Below are 18,880 nucleotides of genomic sequence, written 5' to 3'. Positions count from 1 at the left end.
AGTATGAAAAGAAACAATTTAATATATACAGGACTGGTTAGCTGCTTGTTGATGGCGACTACAGCTTGTTCCGATTATTTGGATATTAACCAGAATCCGGAATATCCAACGGAAGCCTCTTCTTCTACTTTGCTTCCTTCTGGTATCGCAGGAGTAGCAAGTATTGTAGGTGGTACTTACGAATTATATGGTAGCATGTGGTCTCAGCAATGTACGCAGGGACATACATCCAACCAGTATAATACATTGGTTAACTATACGATAACTAACGCATCCGATTCTCGTTTGTGGTCTATACCTTATTCAATAGCACTGCCTGACTTGGATTTGGTTATCAAAAGCTCTGAATCGGCTCAAGAATGGAATTATTGGGTAATGGGTAAGACTATGACTGCCTTTATGTATCATATCCTAGTGGACTCTTATGGCTCTATTCCTTTTACAGAAGCTATCCTTGGAAATGAGAATACTACACCAAAGTATGATGACAGTAAGACTGTGGTTTATCCGGGATTATTAGCGATGTTGGATGAGATTATCGCTAAAAAGGCGGAGGCTACCGCAGGTGGTTTGCCTTCGGTTACAAAACAAGACTTGGTGTTCGCTGGTGACGTGAATAAGTGGATTCAATTTGCGAAGAGTTTAAAGCTAAAATTGTTGATGCGTGATTTCGATACGAATAAAGCTGCTATCAAGGCATTGCTCGACGAAGGAGATTTGCTGAGTGTAGACGCTAAGATGGCCTGTTTTCAAGATTTGGAAAATAAATCAAATCCATTGTATGAGAATGACCGTCGTAAATTGAATTCAACTGTAAATATTCGTGCGTGCGCTACGGTTTGCGATTATTTGAAAAAATATGAGGATCCTCGTTTAAATGATTTTTATTCACCTAATACGGATGGCTCCGGCGAGACAACAGCTTTGAAGTATGGTGACCGCCCAAACTCGGTAGCGGTAACAACTCGTATGATCTCTGTGGCTAAGCTAGGTCCTACGGATCCTGTTTATTTTATGTCTGCTGCTGAGGTAGCGTTCCTGCAAGCGGAAGCTTACGCTCGTTTGAATGATGTGGCTAAAGCGAAAGTGGCTTATGAACAAGGTGTGAACTATGCGTTTGAACGTTGGGGATATTCTGCTGCCGAGTTTATTTCGGAAGGTGCTCCTTATGCTTTCGATAGTACGGACCAAAATTCAATGCTTACCTCTATTTTGACCCAGAAGTGGATCGCTTCCACTCGTTGTCAAGCATGGGACGCATGGTTTGATATCAATCGTACCGGTATTCCTGTTTTAGGGACAAAGCATGTGGATGAGGAAGGATATATTTGGGGGCAGTTGACTCCTTGCATTGGTTCTGCGTTGGCTCCGGGTGAATATCCTCGTCGTTTATTGTATCCGAAGTCATCTTCAGACTATAACCCTAATACTCCGGCGGTAGTTCCGTTAGCGGAAAAACAATGGTGGCATAAATAAATGGGTGTTATAAATGTATATTAATCAGAAAAGCTTTTTGAATATGAAACAGATAAATAAATTACTGGTTATCTTATTGGCGTTGGTCACCTTTTCTTCTTGTGAGACCTATGGTGATTACGAGATAGAATACACGGCCATTTATCCTTTATGTGGCGAATGGGTAGTTAATGTTACAGGTGAGGATGGTGGTGTCTTGGCGGAAGGTGTGACCTGCAATACTTACAATACGACTGATGATGCCACGGATAAGATGTGGATAAAAATGAGTGTTGCCACAAACGACTGGGGAGTACGTGGCAAGATTCATTGCGATGTAGCTTCTAAATCTTTTGATGGGGATGGTATCGCTAATCTGCTCCATGCGGATGATGGTATAAATTCTACTGTAACCTTCAATATCTCTGGTAAAGTAATTGTGGATGGTTATACTACTCAAGCCAATACAAAAGTGGATGCCATTGAATTTACCTTGACTCAAAATGGAAAGTCGATGACGGTTAAAGGATTCCGTAAAACAGGTTGGGAAGGTGAAGATTATTGATATGATTTAATATCTTGAAAAGTAGGAGAGGCCTGCCATGTATTTGGCAGGCCCTTTTTATTTACTTTGATATATGGTTTTTTATTAGTTGGTAATCCGTGATAACAAACTTTTAGTTTGTAGATTGTGCTACAAAGAACTTATTATTGTTCCTTCGTGTTTACAATCAGATAATATATAAATGTATCATGGAAAAAGTAATTTACAACTTAGTGTTTAATCGAAAAAAGCAATTGAATGCGGAAGGAAAAGCTTTGATTCAAGTAGAGGCCTATTTGAATAGGCAAAAGAGGTATTTTTCAACGAAGGTTTATGTGAAACCTTGTCAATGGGACAACAAGAGACGTTCCATAAAGAATCATCCGAATATGGATGCGTTAAACCTGTATCTTCAGAACTATGTTATGGAGTTGGAGAGAGATGAGCTGGAGAAGAGACAAGCGAATAACGGTTTTTCGTTGAAGGATCTGCGTGAGGAGACCTCTTCGATATCTACGTCTTCCTCTTTTCTTGTTTTCATGCGTGAGGAGATTTTACATAGTAATTTAAAAGAATCGACATTAAAAAACCATTTGTCCACTTTGCATGTTCTATCCTTATATAAAAAGGACGTTCTGTTTAAGGATATTAATTTCAATTTCTTATGCGATTTTGAATATTTCTTATTGAAGCAGGAGTATCATCGAAATACGATCGCTAAACATATGAAGCATTTGAAACGATATATCAACTTGGCGATTAATAAGGAGTTGTTCGAGTTGCACAAATATCCATTTCGGAAATATAAGATTAAATATCAAGAGAGTAAGCGTACTCATTTAACGCCTGAGGAGTTAGGTCGTTTGGAAAACTTAAAGCTGGATGGGCAGCGTACATTGCGCCGGTGTCTGGATATGTTTTTATTTAGTTGCTACACGGGATTACGTTTCTCTGACATAGTAAGTATAACGAAAGAGAATTTTTTGATTATTGATGATAAGGTTTGGCTGGTTTATTCATCGGTGAAGACAGACGTAAGTGTCCGTTTGCCGCTATTCCTCTTGTTCGAGGGTAAATCTTTACCTATCTATGAGCGATATAAGAATGCGCCGAGAACCCTGTTTGGTGTTCCCTTATCCTCTAATTCAAACGTGAATAAGCAATTACGCCGAATCAGCCAATTGGCAAGTATTGATAAGAAGGTCTCTTTTCACGTGGCTCGGCATACGAATGCTACCTTATTATTATATAATGGAGCGAATATAACTACGGTACAAAAGTTGTTAGGGCATAAAAGTGTTCGTACTACCGAGATATATAGTAATATCATGGATATGACAATTGTCCGTGATCTTGAGAAGATTGAGACACGATTGAAGTTCGGCTAGAATGTGGATTTATAAGAAAGGAGAAAAATATCATTAAGATATTCTTCCCCTTTTTTGGTATTACTTTTTTTAACGAGATCCACCCGCCCACCAAACAGGTTGGTCGTAAACGTAGAAACCGTCACCGTACGCCTCGGCGATTGTCGGGTTGTTCAATACGCTGTCGTTACCGTATGGTAAACGTTTAGGCACACGGTTCATACCGCCCTGCGTATTATACGGATTAGTCAAAGTAATGTGACGCTCACCCATAGCCTCGCAACGACGGATGTCATTGTAAGTCTCTACCTGCTCATCCACGCACTGAGCCAAATATTTCTGCTCGAAAAGAAGTTTCAATGTCGGCTTGCCTAGAGAAGCTGCGAAATCACCAGCACCACTAGCATCTTCTCCTATAATTGTCAAAATATCTGTCACTGCAGAAGTAACAGCTGCTTGGAAAGCCTCCGTAGCATCTTGGCCTTGACGCAATTGGGCTTCGGCAAGAATGAAATAGATCTCAGATTGGCTCAATAAGTGGATTGGTTGTGAACCCAAGTCGTACCAAGTTGGATAACCTAAGCTACCATCCATCACCTTAGCGGCTTCCGCATCACCCGGCTCAACCAACGTAGCCTGACCGTTAGCGGTATAAGCATTTAAGCGAGGATCGCCAGTTGCCTCCATCATTTTTGCTACTCTAGCAGAAGAAGCGATATAACTACGGCTCCAGATGAAAGCGCTCCAAGGATTGTCACAAGTCACACCATTGAATTCTTTGATCTTCATGCCCGTGAAACCTAGATCGATTGCCTTCTGGGCGGCAGAGGCAGCAGAGGCTAATACGCTCTTATCTACCGCAGTTTGGTGAATCAAGTAACGTGCTTTCAAACCATATGCGCTAGCCAACCATTGATTCATGTCACCGCCAAACACCAAGTCCTGGTCTTTTACATTGTTCAACTTTTCGCTTACGGCTGTCTCTAAATTACCGATAGCCTTATCCAACGTAACCAACAAGTCAGCGTATATGTCCTTTTGTGCATCCAGCTTCGGTTGCAGGCATTCTTGCCCTTTCAAGGCCTCGCTATAAGGAATATCGCCGAACATATCGGTTAAAATACCGAATTCCATTACTTTCAATACCTGTGCGATACCTAGTACGTCATAGTGTCCCTCGTTGCCAGTCACGCCATTCTCTACTTTGTCTATCATCTGTTGGATGTTCAGTAGATTTCCATACGTGCTAGACCATACGTTATTAAATGTAGAGGAGTTTGCCCACTCAATGGAATTACGTAACTCAGCTTTCATCAGCTGATTGTTACCTACTCCGATATTTTGCTCGTTCAATGAGGAAAGATAGAATGCCAAATCTCCGGATACCGTACTGAAGCCGGTGTTCATGATAGCTTCGCTCAATTGCAAATAGGCAGGTACTACCTCTGGAGCTGGATGATAGGTGTCCTTATTGATATAATCGAACGTATCCTCAGAGCAAGCGGTAAATCCCATCATCGCCACTGCCAGTGCGATATATATGTTTTTCTTCATAACTCTTTATTACTGATTAATTTTTAATGTTTAGAATGTAACTGTTAATCCTCCACCGAAGCTCGATGTATTAGGCACGGAGAATCGCTCGAAGTAACCACTCATGTTATTATTACCCTGTGAAGACTCCGGATCAAAGTTAGGAAGCTCTGCCCACAATAGGATGTTACGGGCGAAACCGTAAACAGACAGGTCTACGCCGCAAAATTTCGGCAACTGATACGTCAAGGTCAAGTCGCGCAGTTTCAAGAACGAGGTGCTATAGATACCAGCCTCGGTCACGTCGTTATAAGACATCCAATAGTCTTGCTTGCTAACCTCTACCGTGTTCTTCTCGCCGGTAGCCTCGTCGATACCCTCGGCAACCATTGTCCCCTCGTGGTAAGGTAAAGACTCTTTTGTCGCACCGAAATAGTTCATCGTTAAGTTCGTACCGTGGTACATCTTACCACCCTGCTGCCAACTCCATGTCGTAGAGATAGATACTCGTTTGTAACGGCCTCCTAAAGTGAAACCAGTGGTGAAGTCAGGGGCGCAGTTACCCAAGTCTTGCATAGCGCCGCTTACCTGAGGCAGACCGTCCAGCAATAATAGATTACCGGCTTCATCGCGCTTAAACGCATTACCGTAGATATTCGGGTAATTACAACCGGCTTGTGCACGTATTTGCGGCTCAACGAATCCACCCAACATGATAGACTCGACACCCGGAGCCAATTCGATGACCTTATTGCTGATACGAGTGAAGTTGATACCTAGATTCAAGTCATAATCCTTAGCTTGCAAGATCGCAAAGTTCAAAGACAACTCATGTGATTTTGTTTGCATTTTACCAGCGTTAGTCAACATCTGGCTATAACCCGTAGTAGCATCAACTGGAACGGCAAAGATCTGATCCGTCACGTTCTGCAAGCTATAGGTATATTCAGCCTTGATACGACCACCGAAGAATTGCAAATCTGTACCGACCTCCCAGTTGGCCGTGTTCTGAGGCTTCAAGTTCTCATCATAGAACGTTGATGACGGCGCATAGGAAGACACACCGCTAGGCAACGGATAAGCAACCGGTGTATATTGGTAGAAACCACCACCGTACCCAGGCTGGGTATAATAAGTCTTATAATATTGTCCGGCTTGACCTACTTGAGCAAAAGATCCGCGTAACTTACCGTAGTTCAATACGCTGTTGTTCTCCAAGAAAGAAAGCTTTGTGAATTCCCAACCCAGTGATACGGAGGGATAGAAAAAGCTGCGGCTACCACGAGGCATGGTAGATACATAATCGTTACGTCCGGTGACGGTCAGATACAGCTGGTCTCTCCAAGAAACAGAGGCGCTACCAAAGAAACCTACCGTGCGCTCTTGACGGCCGTACTCATAAGCGGAAAGCGAGGTTGCGTTAGATATTGTGGGTAGACCATAGAAATTAAGATTCGTACCGGTATAGCTCCATGTTCGGATATTCTCGTGATTTACCTCATTACCTAATACGACATTTACACCCCACTCATCCTCGTTTCCAAACTTACCGTCGAAGTTGGCCGTGAACAAATTATTGAACACATTGTGTTGAGACCCATAGTTATCAACCTGTCCTTTCGTGTTGGCTGCGGAACCGATCTCGGCGATATCAGCATAGTCGGAAGTCCAGATATCCAAACCGGCTTGTTCGCGGAAACGTAATGACATATTATCGCCCCAACCCAACTTTGGCTCGTATTCTACGTAAGCGTTACCGAAAGCACGGTTGGTGTGCTGACGATACTCATCGTTCTCTGCCCACCAATAGGGGTTATTGAAACTAGTCGAACGGAACAAGACCTGATTGCTCGGATCACCCGGAACATTGAACGGAATACCTTTTAAATCGTATTCGGAAGGAGCGGAATAAACCACGTTCATGATACCAGAGTTTGCGCCCGGGGCACTCGTGATCTTACTTGAGGAATAATTAGCGGAGAAACCGGACTTCCATTCGTTATTGATCTTCCAGTCTACCAAACCGCGGGCGCCCCAACGATCCATACCTGTAGAAGGAATGATACCCTTTTGATGGGAGTTGTTAATACCGACAGAGTAGTTCACGCCGTTCAACGCCTGTGAGATATTGAAGTTCGTATTCTCTGTGAAACCAGTTCCCAAGAAGTCGCCTACATTATCGTATATCTGAGGAGTAGTCCATCCATCTAATCCGGCTGCCGCACGTTTCGGATTGTAATACATACCTTGATGTATGCCGTCCGCTTTCGTATAAGCATTGTCTGTATTACCTCCGTATTTGGAGTCGTTAGCTAAGTCGGTGATTTTCGGACCCCAAGTCATGGAAGCTGTAGGGTCGTAGGCACTAATGCCGTTACCTTGCGCATAGACATCTTGACGTTCGAACTTACGAGATACACGCTGCGCACTCAAGTTCGTAGATACAGTCACTTGAGGACGACCCATCTTCTGGTTTGATCCGCGTTTCGTGGTGATTACGATCACACCGTTAGATGCACGGATACCATATAAGGCGGAAGCTGCCTGTCCTTTTAATACATTGATTGTCTCAATATCCTCAGGATTGATGTCAATACTACGATCCGCATAGTTGGCTCCAGACACAGAGGCACCCGTATCGAAATCCGCGGCTGTATTGATAGGCATACCATCGATCACATACAGCGGTTGGTTGTTGCCGTCGAAAGAGCGAGCACCACGGATCGTGATCTGCGCGGAAGCACCCGGAGCACCGGAAGACTGGCGAATATCCACACCTGTCAATTTACCTTGGATGGCATTCGCCAAAGAGGTCGTACCACTCTTATTCAAATCATCCGATTTCAAGTCTTGTGCAGCATAACCTAGGGCTTTACGATCTCGTTTGATACCCATGGCGGTTACAACCACCTCGTCCAAGTCTTGCGTATCAGACATCAATCTGACGTTTACCTTAGAGGATACTCCAACCTCTTGAGATTGCATACCGATGTAAGAGATTACTAACTGCTTACCATCGTGAGGCACATCTAAGATAAAGTTTCCATCAAAGTCAGTCACTGTTCCTACAGTGGTTCCTTTTACGATGATGGAGGCTCCGATCACCGGCTCTCCATCTTCCCCAATTACCTTACCGGTAACCTTCGAAGTCTGTGCTGAAACCACACCTGCACTCAATGCAAGAAATAGTAGCACAGAAGTCAACTTTTTCTTCATAAACACACTTATTTATTAACAATATACTTAAAAATGTTTTCTCTGCATTTTAATGGTTGATTAACTAAGTTCATACAGAACTACTCCATTTTATGTTTTACGACATACCTATTAAATGAAAAACGGTTGCAAAACTATAAATTATACCTGAAAAAAACAACAAATTATTATTATTGTGATATATTTCCTTTGTTTTCTTAATTGTTAAATCTGTCAATTTGCAATATAACCACTGTCTAAATCGACTCAGGTAACATGATCGTATCACAAATCAATGAGTTATCGCTGCCGATAGTTTCTTTTTGACAAATAAAAAAATTATTTTTATCTTAATTTTATCGTAACAAATAGTGAGCTTACTCTTTATAGGCATGATATTGGACTTGATATCAACTTATTCTGGATATTTTATAGCATATAGCTTATTACTAAAAATATTTACAACTTTATTTTATGTAGATATTTGTGAAAAACGGCTGGCTTTTCTTATCCTCCCAATATGGCTGATAAACAATATCTCTCAAATCCAATATATTTATTACAGAATTTTAATAGATATAAACTTATATGATAATTTTTTTTTCATATGACTACACTAAATAAAATATTGAAAATTGGTAGTTCTGTATGAACTATAGTCCACGAAAGCTTAATTGAATTTCTAGTTTAGTTTAAATAAAAAGAATGTGTCTATGAAGAAAAAGTTGACTTCTGTGCTACTATTTCTTGCGATGAGTGTAGGAGTAGTTTCGGCACAGACCTCGAAGGTTACCGGTAAGGTAGTCGGAGAAGATGGTGAGCCGGTGATCGGTGCGTCCATTATCGTAAAAGGAACGACTGTGGGAACAGTTACGGATTTTGACGGTAATTTTACTTTGGATGTTCCTAGTGATGGTAAGCAATTAGTTATTTCATACATCGGTATGAAATCCAAGGAGGTAGTTGTGTCTCCCAATGTAAATGTAACATTGATGTCTGATACCCAAAACTTGGATGAGGTCGTGGTTACGGCTATGGGTATCTCAAAGGAAAAGAAAGCTTTAGGTTATGCCGTGCAAGATGTAAAATCGGATGAGTTAACACAAGGTGCTAACACTAGTTTGTCTGGGGCTTTGCAAGGTAAAGTATCCGGTATCGATATCGCTTCCTCATCGGGTATGCCAGGCGCATCTTCCAAGATCATGATCCGTGGAGCCCGTTCATTTACAGGGGATAACTCTCCTTTGTATGTGATCGATGGTATGCCGATCGCATCTACGGCGGATGTTAATACGGATACGATGAATAATGGTAGTGTTAGTGGAGCTGACTATGCGAACCGTGCCGTAGACTTAGATCCGAACGATATCGAGAGTATCAACATCTTGAAAGGACAAGCTGCTTCTGCGTTGTATGGTATGCGTGCTTCTAATGGTGTGATCGTTATTACTACAAAGAGCGGAAAAGGTGCTCGTAAAGGAAAACCTCAGATCTCATTCAACACGAATCTTGCGTTTGATAAGGTTTCTACATTACCTGAGTTACAAACTGAATATGGACAAGGTAATGAAGGTGCTTATAACCCATATTCGGGATTTAGCTGGGGACCGTCTATCTCTGACTTGGCGAATGATCCTGTATATGGCGGTAATGTACAAAATGAATATACGGAAGGTGGATTGCATAATGGACAATACTATGTGCCTCAGCGTGCTGCGGCAGGATTGGATCCATGGGCTACTCCCCAAGCTTATAATAATGCGAAAGATTTCTTCCAGACTGGCGTTACTTGGAGTAACTCTGTAAATGTAGCTCAATCTTTCGATAAAGGAAACTATTCATTTTCTTTGGGTAATACGACTTCTGATGGTATCGTTCGTTCTACGGGAATGGATCGTTATAACGTGAAGCTGTCGGGTGAGGCGCAATTGCATGATAACTGGACGACTGGTTTTAACGGAAACTTCGTGACATCAAAGATCAAGAAGCAAGGAACCGCTAATGACGGTGTTACCGCTACGGTTTATACGGCTCCTATCAGTTATACTATGGCGGGCATACCTTCCCATATCGAAGGTGATCCTTATACTCAGAATACGTTCCGTGAGAACTGGATCGATGATGGAAACTGGGCGTGCGACAATAATAGCTTTACGGAGAGATCTCAACGTTTCTTCGGGAATGCGTTCTTGAAGTATTCTACTAAATTTGGTACGGACAATCATAAATTGGATGTGAAATACCAAATTGGTGATGACGCTTATACGACCAATTACTCTGATATTTACGGCTACGGTACAACTGGTTATACGAATGGTTATGCTAGCGAATACGGTTTTACGGTAAATGAGATGAACTCATTGTTGACGTTTACGTATAACTGGAATATCAATGAGGACTTCGTATTCGATGCTTTGTTGGGTAATGAGCTTGTAGATAAGCGAATAAGTAATACTCAAGCCGTGGGATATAGCTTCAACTTCCCGGGCTGGAACCATTTGAACAACGCTTCTGTATTTAACAGCTCTCATGAGTATAAGAGAAAACGTACGGTAGGTAACTTCGCTAGCTTATCTTTGGCTTGGAAGAATATGCTTTATTTGAATGTTACGGGACGTAATGATATCGTGTCTTCTATGCCGAGAGATAACCGTTCGTTCTTTTATCCTTCCGTATCCCTTGGATGGGTATTCACGGAAGTGGAAGCCTTGAAGAATGATATCTTGACATTTGGTAAGATCCGTGGCTCTTACGCAGAGGTAGGTATGGCAGGAGAATATGTGCCGTCTTATTATTATACGCCAGGTTATGGTGGTGGTTTCTTCCAGGGAACACCTATTATGTATCCGATTAATGGAAATATGGCGTATATTCCTTATTTCGTGGTTTATGATCCGAACTTGAAGCCTCAGAACACGAAGTCTTATGAGCTTGGTGCTGACTTGACTTTCTTGAATGGTTTAGTTTCATTGAATTATACGTATTCTCGTCAGAACGTGAAAGACCAAATCTTCGAGGTGCCTTTGGCTGGCTCCACAGGTGCTTCCAGTATGATGATGAATGGTGGAAAGATGCACTCAAACGTACATGAGATTACATTAGGTATCTCTCCGGTTGATGCGAAGAATTTCAAGCTGGACTTCGCTTTTAACTTCTCAAAGATCGACAATTATGTAGACGAGTTGGCTCCGGGCGTAGAGAGCATTATGTTGGGTGGTTTCGTGACTCCTCAAGTACGTGCAGGTATCGGCGATAAATTCCCGGTAATCTATGGTGTTGGTTACAAACGTGATGGCGAAGGACGAATTGTAGTAAACGAAAAAGGTATACCAGAGGCTGGTGAGACCCAAGTAATCGGTAAGGTTTCTCCTGATTTCCGTTTGGGTTTCAATACGAATATCGAGTTGTATAAATTCCGTTTGGCTGCTGTATTTGACTGGAAGCAAGGTGGACAAATGTATAGTGGTACGGCTGGTGAGACGAACTTCTACGGTACAAGTAAGTTATCTGGAGAGGTTCGTAAGAGTGATAAATATCATTTTGACTATGCTGCTGTTGAACAGAAGGGCGTAGATGCGGATGGTAAACCTATCTATGTTCCCTATACGGGTGGAGTGAAAGGATCAGATGCAGAGGAGTATTTCAAAAGCGTGAGGGGCATTGACGAAGCCTATGTCTATGACAACTCGTTCTTGAAATTGCGTGAACTTTCATTGTCATATCCTGTATATAAGAAAGATAACTTGAATGTAAACGTGAATGTTTTCGCCCGTAATATCATTGTATGGTCTGAGATAAAAGGCTTCGATCCGGAGGCTACTCAAGGAAATAACAATATGGCTGGCGCTTTCGAGCGTTTCTCCTTACCGGGTACATCTAGCTACGGTTTTGGTGTCAACGTAAATTTCTAATTTATAAAGAAGACAGATATATATGAATACAATAATAAAATCATTTAAAGGGTTGGCTGTTATGTCGGCCGTATCCTTGGCATTGGCTGGATGTTCCGAGGATGTAATGGATCGGATTAACCAAGATACGAGCCATACAAATAGCGTGGATGGCAAATTTATCTTGGCCGACTTGATTACTTCTACTGCATTTTCCAACGTTAGCGGAGACTTCAATACCTATTCATCTTCCTACGTGGAATATGAAGTGGGTATCGAAAACCAGTTATATAACGCGGAAATTCGTTTGAATGAGCCTTCTGCCTCTTCTACGTTTGAGAATACGTGGGGAAATGTTTATACAAGCTTGAAGAACGCTCGTGTTATTATCGGTCAATGTCAAGAAGGTAAGCGTGATGAGGGAAATTTAGTGACGAGAGGTATCGCTGAGGTCATGGAAGCTTACAATGGCGCTCTATTGGCGGATATATTTGGAGATACACCTTATAGTGAAGCTTCTTTATTGGATGAGAATGGCTCACCGGTGAATATGAATCCTAAAATAGATAAGCAAGAGGAGATTTATGTCTCTATAATGGCCTCCTTGGACAAGGCGATCGAGGATTTGAATCAGTCTGATCGTTCACCGGTTGGTACGTATGATTATTTGTATAATGGAGATGCCGAGAAATGGATTAAATTCGCTTATGGTTTGAAGGCTCGTTATACGATGCGTCTGATCAATCGTTCCACGGATAAGCAAGCTGACTTGAATAAGGTTTTGGACTATGTATCAAAATCTTTTACTTCTGCGGATGACGAGGCTGCATACGCTGTCTATGATGCGAATAATATCAACCCATTCTTTGGTTACTTCGATTCTCGCGCTGGTTTTGCCAATAGCCAGAGCTTGACGGACAAGTTGATTGAGCGTAAAGATCCTCGATTGGAAAGAGTGATGCTTTCTCCTACTACGGCTGACAAGAAACGCGTACAGGTTACAGGCTCTGCTGATAAGAACTTAGTTCCGGCCCCGAATGGTACTCCTGAGCAGAATATGCAGAAATATGGTGTTTCCGCCTTTGTATATTCAAACACGGCTCCTACGATGTTGATGAGTTATCATGAGTTGAAATTCTTGCAAGCTGAGGCGTTATGTCGCTTAAACCGTACGTCTGACGCCGAGAAAGCGTTGAAAGAGGCGGTAGCTGCCGGAATCGCAAATGCTGAAAGAAGTGTCTCTTCTGCTATCACTTATATGGGTAGCAAAATGGTCGTGAATTCAGAAAAAATGACAGAGGAGACGGCCAATACATATTTCGATAACCAAGTTAAACCACTGTTTGCTGTAAATCCTTTGAAAGAGACCATGATCCAGAAATATCTGGCTTTGTGGGGAGCATCGGGAGAGGCTACCGAGACTTTTAATGATATCCGTAGAATGAAAGGATTAGGAGAGAATTTCGTGACATTGGCGAATACGAAAAAATTCCCTCTTCGTATGCCTTATGGTAATAGTGACGTGGTATCAAATCCGGAAGTAAAAGCCGCTTATGGCGACGGTCAATACGTATATTCAGAGCCTGTATGGTGGGCTGGCGGAACTCGCTAATCTAACATATATAATATAATGTATAGGGTGCCTCTCCGATTATGGAGGGGCATCTTTTTTTGTTATATATCTTACATGTTTTGATAGCTTCCCTTATCCCATTTCCTTGGAAGGCTTATTGGTTTTATATGGAAATATAGATCATCTAACAATTGGTGCATGATCGTCCAACAGTCGTTGCATGATCATGCACCAACTGTTGGACGATCATGCACCAGTTGATAGATATTTAATGCTTCAAGAAAGAAGGTATAATGTGTTAAGAAGATATCGCTAAAAGTATGGGATAAAAAGGATAGGGAATTAAGGGAATGTTAAATTTTCATTGTCATAATGTTAGTATATTATACGGGTAAAAGTGTATTTGTGATGATTATTCTTTCATTATGTCACTATTTCCTGTTGTTTAACATTCTTTTTATACGATAAATTTCTTGACTTATCCTTTGAAAAGTAAATAAAATGTCCGACTTTTGCTTCCATGATGAGTCAACCATTAGCAGAGAGATTACGTCCGAAGACGTTGGATGATTATATCGGACAGAAGCACCTGGTAGGCCAGGGAGCCGTGTTGAGGAAGATGATTGATGCGGGACGGGTTCCCTCTTTTATATTGTGGGGGCCGCCGGGAGTCGGGAAGACTACCTTAGCGCAGATCATAGCGAATAAGTTGGATGCGCCTTTTTATACGTTAAGCGCGATCAGTTCGGGAGTGAAAGACGTGCGGGAGGTGATAGAGAAGGCCAAGAGCAACCGCTTCTTCAATACGGTATCGCCGATATTGTTTATTGATGAGATACACCGATTCAGTAAGTCGCAGCAAGACTCATTGCTGAACGCCGTGGAGACGGGCGTGGTGACGCTGATTGGGGCAACCACGGAGAATCCCTCGTTCGAGGTAATCCGTCCTTTGTTATCCCGTTGTCAGGTGTACGTGTTGAAATCGCTGGACAAGAATGACTTGCTTACGCTATTGCATAAGGCGATCGCCGAGGATGTCGTTCTGAAGGATAAAAACATAAGGCTGACGGAAACGGATGCCATGTTACGTTACTCGGGAGGAGATGCCCGGAAGTTGCTGAATATTCTGGAACTGGTGGTGTCTGCCGAGGAGAGTGACGATATTGAGATTCTGGATGAGAAGGTAGTGGAGAGGTTGCAGGAGAACCCTGCGGCGTATGATAAGGGAGGGGAGATGCACTACGATATAATCTCCGCTTTTATCAAGTCGATCCGGGGTAGCGATCCCGATGGCGCCATTTACTGGCTCGCCCGTATGGTGGCCGGGGGAGAAGACCCTGAGTTTATCGCACGGCGGTTGGTGATCTCCGCTTCTGAGGATATCGGATTGGCGAATCCGAATGCGCTTTTGCTGGCGAACGCATGTTTCGATGCCTTGAAGAAGATCGGCTGGCCGGAGGGCCGGATCATCCTGGCCGAGACGACCGTTTATCTGGCTTGCAGCCCGAAAAGTAATTCGGCCTATATGGCGATCAACGACGCTTTGGCACTTGTTAACCGGACTGGGAATTTACCCGTACCGCTTCATCTACGCAACGCGCCTACCAAATTAATGGCTGAATTGGAGTATGGCAAGGAATATAAATATGCGCACGACTACGAAAATCATTTTGTAAAGCAGGAGTATCTTCCGAAGGAAATTTTGGGCGAACGTTTGTGGAAAGGACAGGAAAATCCGGCCGAGCACAAACTAATTGAGCAAATGAGGCGCCTTTGGGGAGATCGTTTTTAATTGACATATTCTGATTGTAAATTAAAAAATGCTCGAAAAGTGTCGGCAAATGAGAAAAAATAGTTACATTAGCCGCCTGTTTTTGAAAAAATAGTTACTTTATTTATAATAACATTCTAAAAAGACATTGGTATGAAGAAGCACAATTTTTATGCAGGTCCTTCTATCTTGAGCGAGTATACAATTAAGAATACAGCCGCTGCGGTAGAAAATTTTGCGGGTATGGGGTTATCACTTCTTGAGATCTCTCATAGAAGTAAGGAGTTTGTAGCCGTAAACGACGAGGCACGTGCGTTGATCAAGGAATTACTGGATGTTCCGGCAGGCTATGAGGTTGTATTCATGGGCGGTGGCGCCAGCATGCAGTTCTGTATGGTTCCTTACAATCTGTTGAATAAGAAAGCCTCTTATTTGGATACCGGCACATGGGCTTCGAACGCTATCAAGGAAGCTAAGTTGTTTGGGGAGGTAGATGTTGTCGCTTCTTCCAAAGACAAGAACTATACTTACATCCCGAAGGGTTATGCGATCGCTGATGACTCGGATTATTTCCATTTTACTTCTAATAATACGATTTACGGAACAGAGATGCGTAAGGATCCGGATGTGAAGCAACGTTTGGTTTGCGATATGTCTTCCGATATTTTCTCTCGTCCGATCGATATTTCCAAATATGATATTATCTATGCGGGTGCTCAAAAGAACTTGGCTCCTGCCGGCGTGACTTTGGCTATCGTTCGTGTGGACGCTTTAGGACATGTAGACCGTCCGATCCCGACCATGTTGAACTACGCTACCCATATTAAAAAGGATTCCATGTTCAATACACCTCCTGTATTGCCTATTTACGCGGCTTTACAGACCTTGAAATGGTATAAGGAACAAGGTGGTATCGCCGCTATGGAGAAGAAGGATCTTGAGAATGCGGCGATCTTATACGATGAGATCGATCGCAATAAGTTGTTCCGTGGTACGGTAGCGGAGGAAGATCGTTCGATCATGAATGTTTGTTTCGTGATGAATGATGAGTATAAGGAGTTGGAGGACGAGTTCAGTAAATATGCTACTGCCGCTGGTATGGTAGGTATCAAGGGACACCGTTCTGTAGGTGGTTTCCGTGCCTCTCTTTATAACGCGATGCCGAAGAGCAGCGTGGAGGCTTTGGTAGCTTGCATGAAAGAGTTCGAGAAACAACATTAATTAAGGAGGATTCAGACATGGCAAAGATATTAGTTGCTACAGAGAAACCTTTCGCCGCTGTCGCTGTGAAAGGCATCCGGGAGGTAGTGGAAGGCGCTGGCATGGAACTGGCTCTTTTGGAGAAATATACAGAGAAGGCGCAATTGCTGGATGCGGTTAAGGATGCCGATGCCGTGATTATCCGTAGCGATAAGGTGGACGCTGAGGTATTGGATGCCGCTAAGAACCTGAAGATCGTGGTTCGTGCCGGTGCGGGGTATGATAACGTGGACTTGGATGCGGCTACTGCCCATAAGGTATGCGTGATGAATACGCCGGGACAAAACTCTAACGCTGTCGCCGAATTGGTATTCGGTATGTTGGTGTACGGGGTTCGTAATTTCTATAACGGTACTTCCGGAACAGAGTTGAAAGGAAAGAAATTGGGTATCTTGGCTTATGGAAACGTGGGCCGTAACGTGGCTCGTATCGCTAAAGGCTTCGGTATGGAGGTTTACGCTTACGATGCGTTCTGTCCGGCTTCCGTGATTGAGGCCGATGGTGTGAAGGCTGTAGCTTCTACAGCCGATTTGTTTAAGGCTTGCCAAATCGTCTCTTTGCATATTCCGGCTACGGCCGAGACGAAGGGTTCTATCAATTTCGAGTTGATGAATTCCATGCCGAAGGGAGCTATCGTAGTGAATACGGCTCGTAAGGAGGTGATGGATGAGGCTGGACTCGCTAAGATGTTGGAAGAGCGTCCGGACTTCAAGTACTTGACAGATATTATGCCCGCTATCCATGCGGAATTGGCCGAGAAATATGCCGGTCGTTATTTCAGCACCCCGAAAAAGATGGGTGCCCAGACCGCCGAGGCTAATATCAACGCTGGTATCGCCGCCGCCAAGCAGATCGTTGATTTCTTGGTGAATGGCAATGAAAAGTATCGGGTTAATAAATAAGAATATCCGGTTGTAGAGACGGGGCACGCCCCGTCTCTACATTGATACATAAACCAATTAGATTTAATTACCATGGCAAAAATAAAACCTTTCAAGGGAGTTCGTCCGCCAAAAGAATTTATAGAGGAGGTGGCTTCCCGTCCCTATGACGTATTGAACTCGCAAGAAGCTCGTGCGGAAGCGGAAGGAAACGAGAAATCCCTTTACCATATCATTAAACCGGAAATCGATTTCCCAGAAGGGACGGATGAGCATGATCCGGCTGTTTACCTGAAGGCCGCCGCCAATTTCAATAATTTTCAGGAAAAAGGTTGGTTGGTTCAGGATCAGAAAGAATGCTATTATGTTTATGCCCAAACCATGAATGGCAAGACTCAATATGGGTTGGTAGTCGGGGCTTATGTTCCCGATTATATGAATGGCACGATCAAGAAACATGAGCTGACCCGCCGTGACAAGGAGGAGGATCGCATGAAGCACGTACGTGTCAACAACGCTAATATCGAGCCGGTATTCTTCGCTTATCCCGACAACTCAGAGTTAGACGCTATCGTTATGAAATATACGGCTCGTGAGCCCGAATATAATTTCGTGGCGAAATTAGACGGTTTCGGCCATACGTTCTGGATTATCGATGAGGATAAGGACATCGCCCGCATCACGGAGTTATTCGGGGAGATGCCTGCGTTGTATATTGCCGATGGACATCATCGTTCCGCCGCTGCTGCTTTGGTAGGAGTGGAGAAGGCCAAGCAAAACCCGGATCATAAGGGAGACGAGGAGTATAACTATTTCATGGCTGTTTGCTTCCCGGCCAACCAATTGACCATTATCGATTACAACCGTGTGGTAAAAGACTTGAACGGCTTGACCGAGGAACAATTCGTTGAGAGATTAACGAAAAACTTCGTGGTAGAGGAGAAGGGCTCTGCTATTTACAAACCGGGTGCCTTGCACAATTTCTCCCTGTATTTAGGAGGGAAATGGTATTCTTTGACCGCTAAGCCCGGTACGTACGATGATAATGACCCGATAGGCGTATTGGATGTCACGATCTCTTCGAACTTGATTCTGGATGAGATTTTAGGCATTAAGGATTTACGTTCGGACAAGCGAATCGATTTCGTGGGAGGTATCCGTGGCCTGGGTGAATTGAAACGCCGTGTGGATAGCGGTGAGATGAAGGTTGCCTTGGCTTTGTATCCCGTTACGATGAAGCAATTGATGGATATCGCCGATACGGGTAATATCATGCCGCCGAAGACGACGTGGTTCGAACCGAAGCTTCGCTCCGGTTTGGTGATCCATAAATTGGATTAAGTCTTATATACATAAATATAGCTTTGGATTGGGGTATAATCGTTGAAGATTATACCCTTTTTTATCCTTG

General features: G+C 43.2%; 11 protein-coding genes. 9 read left to right on the top strand and 2 right to left on the bottom strand.

The window, feature by feature from the left end; translation table 11 throughout:
* The first annotated feature begins 3 nt into the window (after positions 1-3).
* From DWX33_RS16070 to DWX33_RS16060, 3 genes are all read left to right on the top strand, one after another.
* Positions 4-1,476 (top strand): SusD/RagB family nutrient-binding outer membrane lipoprotein, encoded by a 1,473-nt coding sequence (locus tag DWX33_RS16070; RefSeq protein ID WP_122380669.1) that lies wholly within the window; start codon positions 4-6, stop codon positions 1,474-1,476.
* A gap of 43 nt (positions 1,477-1,519) precedes the next feature.
* Positions 1,520-2,020 carry a lipid-binding protein gene (locus DWX33_RS16065; RefSeq protein WP_008771702.1) on the top strand — a complete coding sequence of 167 codons (501 nt, stop codon included), beginning with the start codon at positions 1,520-1,522 and terminating at the stop codon, positions 2,018-2,020.
* 188 nt (positions 2,021-2,208) lie between these two features.
* On the top strand, positions 2,209-3,387 hold the full coding sequence (locus tag DWX33_RS16060) for a site-specific integrase (protein ID WP_122380668.1): 1,179 nt from the start codon (positions 2,209-2,211) through the stop codon (positions 3,385-3,387).
* Between the two features lie 69 nt (positions 3,388-3,456).
* Here DWX33_RS16060 and DWX33_RS16055 read toward each other — a convergent pair whose 3' ends face one another.
* Both DWX33_RS16055 and DWX33_RS16050 read right to left on the bottom strand, forming a co-directional pair.
* Positions 3,457-4,920 carry a SusD/RagB family nutrient-binding outer membrane lipoprotein gene (locus DWX33_RS16055; protein WP_036610799.1) on the bottom strand — a complete coding sequence of 488 codons (1,464 nt, stop codon included), beginning with the start codon at positions 4,918-4,920 and terminating at the stop codon, positions 3,457-3,459.
* A 30-nt stretch (positions 4,921-4,950) separates the two neighbouring features.
* Positions 4,951-8,115, bottom strand: coding sequence for a SusC/RagA family TonB-linked outer membrane protein (locus DWX33_RS16050; RefSeq protein ID WP_036610801.1), 3,165 nt, complete (start codon positions 8,113-8,115; stop codon positions 4,951-4,953).
* A gap of 692 nt (positions 8,116-8,807) precedes the next feature.
* Between DWX33_RS16050 and DWX33_RS16040 the strand changes: the two genes are divergently transcribed.
* From DWX33_RS16040 to DWX33_RS16015, 6 genes are all read left to right on the top strand, one after another.
* The gene (locus tag DWX33_RS16040) at positions 8,808-12,005 is read left to right on the top strand and encodes a SusC/RagA family TonB-linked outer membrane protein (protein WP_122380667.1); all 3,198 of its coding nucleotides are present in this window, start codon (positions 8,808-8,810) and stop codon (positions 12,003-12,005) included.
* A gap of 22 nt (positions 12,006-12,027) precedes the next feature.
* Complete coding sequence (locus DWX33_RS16035; protein WP_008771706.1) at positions 12,028-13,596, top strand: SusD/RagB family nutrient-binding outer membrane lipoprotein; 1,569 nt, start codon at positions 12,028-12,030, stop codon at positions 13,594-13,596.
* Between the two features lie 481 nt (positions 13,597-14,077).
* Positions 14,078-15,349: a replication-associated recombination protein A gene (locus DWX33_RS16030; protein ID WP_005865358.1), complete on the top strand. Its 1,272-nt coding sequence runs from the start codon at positions 14,078-14,080 to the stop codon at positions 15,347-15,349.
* A 132-nt stretch (positions 15,350-15,481) separates the two neighbouring features.
* On the top strand, positions 15,482-16,549 hold the full coding sequence (gene serC, locus DWX33_RS16025) for a 3-phosphoserine/phosphohydroxythreonine transaminase (RefSeq protein ID WP_005855647.1): 1,068 nt from the start codon (positions 15,482-15,484) through the stop codon (positions 16,547-16,549).
* 17 nt (positions 16,550-16,566) lie between these two features.
* Positions 16,567-17,490, top strand: a complete 924-nt coding sequence (locus DWX33_RS16020) for an NAD(P)-dependent oxidoreductase (protein WP_005855649.1) — start codon at positions 16,567-16,569, stop codon at positions 17,488-17,490.
* A gap of 72 nt (positions 17,491-17,562) precedes the next feature.
* Positions 17,563-18,810, top strand: a complete 1,248-nt coding sequence (locus tag DWX33_RS16015; RefSeq protein ID WP_122380666.1) for a DUF1015 domain-containing protein — start codon at positions 17,563-17,565, stop codon at positions 18,808-18,810.
* Positions 18,811-18,880 lie beyond the last annotated feature (70 nt).

Origin of the sequence: Parabacteroides sp. AF19-14 (assembly GCF_003635485.1) — a bacterium.
In the GTDB taxonomy this organism is placed as follows: Bacteria; Bacteroidota; Bacteroidia; order Bacteroidales; family Tannerellaceae; genus Parabacteroides; species Parabacteroides distasonis.
This window is presented reverse-complemented; position numbering and strand designations above follow the sequence as displayed.